The following is a 2,969-nucleotide window of genomic DNA, read 5'->3' as shown; positions in this document are numbered from 1 at the left end:
GTGTGCAAAACCTTTGATTGAACAGCCCAATGAAAATGATGATAATTGTCCCGTGTTAGGTTCTGCATCGGTTGGAGAATTGGCGTTTACCAGTGATTCAGTTATGTGCTTTCAAAATCCTGCTGACCCGTCAAAACAGTGTTCTTATAGCGCTAATGATGGCGCGGTTAATTTACCGCCAAGTTTGGGTGAAAGTATTGATTGTGATACCGGAGAGCCTAAAGAACCTGACCAACACCCCAAAGATGATGATAATTGTTATGTAACTCCTAACGGTCGTTATTGTGAAGAAGACCCGAACGACAAATGCGCAGTTACGACTTCATCATATGACAATACAACGCAAATGCAATGTGATACAAATTGCGGGACTGTCGATGGTGTTTTTATATGTCAAGAGGAAAGCAATGATGACCAAACGCCAAGCGATAAAGATAAGAATTGTTTAGATGATGTATTCAGATTATCAAATCCAACTATCTGTAAATCTAATCAAGAAACAGATAAGGACGGAGATGGACTTGTCAATAATACAGACGTTGTTACGGGATTAAATTCAATTGGCAGTCAAAACGATTCAATTATTGATAACTTATCAAATCTTGCTGAGCTGTCAAAAACAAACAATACAAAGACCGAAGAAACAAACAAACTGCTTGCAAATATGAAAGATGATAACGCTGAGTCGAATGGAATTTTAAGTTCTATGAATTCAAAATTAGGCGCTATTGATGAAAATGTAAAAACAATAGCAGATGCATTAACTGGTACTGGTGAAACAGTTGAGGGTGTAGAACTAACAGTTCCTGACAGATTAAAAGATAACGATGTCGATTGGCAAAACGAGAATTTCGGAACGGTTACAGCGGATTTTATAACAAAAGTTAAAAGCGCTGTTATCTATTCCTCAGTATCAAATTTTTTCAAAGTAAGTTTCATACAATCGCAATGTCCTAGTTATTCATTTAATGCAGGTGCTTGGATTGATGGTGCGGGGACGATGGTTTTTGACCATTGGTGCAGGCCAGAAGTAGCCAGGGTTTTTCCGTGGGTTGAAAAAGTAATCATGTTGTTATTTATGGTTTTAGCATATAGAGAGTTTAGACGATGAAAGATATTTTAACTTGGTTTAAAGAGGCGTGGCAGGCAACGGGCGAATGGTTTAATTCAATAATAGAGGGTGTTTTAAATTGGTTTGAATCTCTACCGCTTAGAATATATGACCATTTTTTAGATGGGATTGTCAGTACAATGAATACATTACAACCTCCAGAATTTATACAAACTGGTTTGCAATCTGTTATTTCTCAGTTGCCGCCAGACGTTGGATATTTCCTTGCTTTAAGCGGTCTAGCGCAAGGTTTTTCAATCTACGGTACTGCTGTCGTTTATAGCTATCTTAAAAAAATGATTCCATTCTGGGGGTAAATTAAATGTTTATATTTCACGAAGGTTTGCCAGGAAGCGGCAAAAGTTACGAATCAATTGTGCATCAGGTTATTCCGGCATTAAAAGCGGGTCGAAAAGTGTTTGCACGAGTAAATGGTTTAGACCATCAAAAGATAGCGACATTATTAGAAAAGCCCATTGAGTATATTAGAGAGCATTTAATTCAGATTGATGAAGAACAAATGCATGAAGTTTATAAGCATGTTAAAAAAGATTCTTTAGTGATTCTTGATGAAATGCAGAACTTCTGGGGGAATTCTAAAGGTGCTGTTTCTACAGAAATGACAAAGTGGATCACAGAGCATCGTCACTTAGGAATTGATATCATTGGCATGGGTCAATCAATAGCCGATGTAAATGTCATTTGGCGTAGACGTTGCCAACAAAAAATACAATTCTTAAAAATGGACATGTTCGGCAAGCCTAAAAAATATAAATGGACAATGTATCAAGGCATGTTGAACGGTAGGGGTGAGATAACTTTTACTAAAGTTAATACGGGTACTAAGAATTATGAAGATAAGTATTTTGGTAGTTATAAAAGTCATCAGGATGGTACAACCAACTACGACACAAAAGAAGATAAACGCGCTAACGTTTTTAATAACTGGATATTTAAAATAGCATTTCCAGTTTTTGGGATAGTTTTATGTTTTGCAATATATTATCTATATAGTTTTTTTACTGGTTCGGGTACTCCAGAGCAACAGGCCAAGAACGATGATAAGCCAAAAGTTGAAAATACAACTCACGCGGCTGGCAGTTCTCTAGCTAAACAACCTAAAAAATTAGAACCGGTTAAACCTGTTATAAAATTAAAGGCAGATGATGAAGCTGTTTTTGTAGTTGAAAATAACAATGCCTATACACCTCAAGTTGTTTATAAAGATGAGCGTATGGGTGTGTTGTTTGATGCGCTTGTCGTGTGGACTGATAGTAACAATAGACGTATAGACCAAATGTATCTATCAGAATTTAGGGAATTAGGATTTAGCATTAAAAATCGACTTAATGGCTTTGTTGCGATAAAAGAGAATGAAAAGCTATCATTTAGGTTTAGGCCAAATTATGATTTATTTGCAACAATTCCTCAAGATACACAAAATCAGTTAGCTAATTAATCTGGTTGTTATATCTTGATTCGAGCTACTGCATCGAACCAAGATATAACAAATCTTAATACAATCAACTATGTTTACATTTGTAATTAGCTAAATGATGTTGAGTATATATTTATATTTTAAAGTGCTGTCACTGGTGACGGTTACAATGGAGTTCATATGAGTAGGAATTCAGAGTACGAACAAAGACGCAAAAACAAAGGTCAGAAGAAAATAACACTTTGGGTACCTGTAGACTCTGAAGTTGAATTGAAATCTATGGCTGACTTTTTGTGTGAAAATAACGGTTATGTTCCGACTATGGTTAGATCATTAAGTACCGGAAGACTGAAAAAAGCAGTTTAATTAAATAGTACTAGATATTTATATATGGTGTTAATGTTCCAGGGCTTTGATTGA

General features: G+C 35.8%; 4 protein-coding genes. All 4 read left to right on the top strand.

The features are described from left to right. Positions 1 to 1,111 (top strand): hypothetical protein (locus tag CJF42_RS27890; protein ID WP_170940771.1); only part of this gene is annotated, 1,111 nt, incomplete at its 5' end. After that, positions 1,108 to 1,428 (top strand): DUF2523 family protein, encoded by a 321-nt coding sequence (locus tag CJF42_RS25395; protein WP_095369282.1) that lies wholly within the window; start codon positions 1,108 to 1,110, stop codon positions 1,426 to 1,428. The genes CJF42_RS27890 and CJF42_RS25395, both read left to right, overlap by 4 nt. Positions 1,429 to 1,433: 5 nt before the next feature. Beyond that, positions 1,434 to 2,570, top strand: a complete 1,137-nt coding sequence (locus tag CJF42_RS25390) for a zonular occludens toxin domain-containing protein (protein WP_252097742.1) — start codon at positions 1,434 to 1,436, stop codon at positions 2,568 to 2,570. Between the two features lie 159 nt (positions 2,571 to 2,729). Beyond that, entirely contained in the window at positions 2,730 to 2,915 is a 186-nt protein-coding gene (locus CJF42_RS25385) for an aminoacyl-tRNA hydrolase (RefSeq protein ID WP_095369281.1), read from the top strand. Positions 2,916 to 2,969: the final 54 nt, after the last annotated feature.

This window comes from Pseudoalteromonas sp. NBT06-2 (assembly GCF_002276045.1).
Lineage (GTDB): Bacteria > Pseudomonadota > Gammaproteobacteria > Enterobacterales > Alteromonadaceae > Pseudoalteromonas.
The sequence above is the reverse complement of the archived record's forward strand: the minus strand, read 5'-3'. Positions and strand labels throughout refer to the sequence as shown.

Coding starts and splice junctions, on each gene's coding strand:
- CJF42_RS25395 (WP_095369282.1), top strand. CDS start 1,108: ATGAAAGATATTTTAACTTGGTTTAAAGAGGCGTGGCAGGCAACGGGC.
- CJF42_RS25390 (WP_252097742.1), top strand. CDS start 1,434: ATGTTTATATTTCACGAAGGTTTGCCAGGAAGCGGCAAAAGTTACGAA.
- CJF42_RS25385 (WP_095369281.1), top strand. CDS start 2,730: ATGAGTAGGAATTCAGAGTACGAACAAAGACGCAAAAACAAAGGTCAG.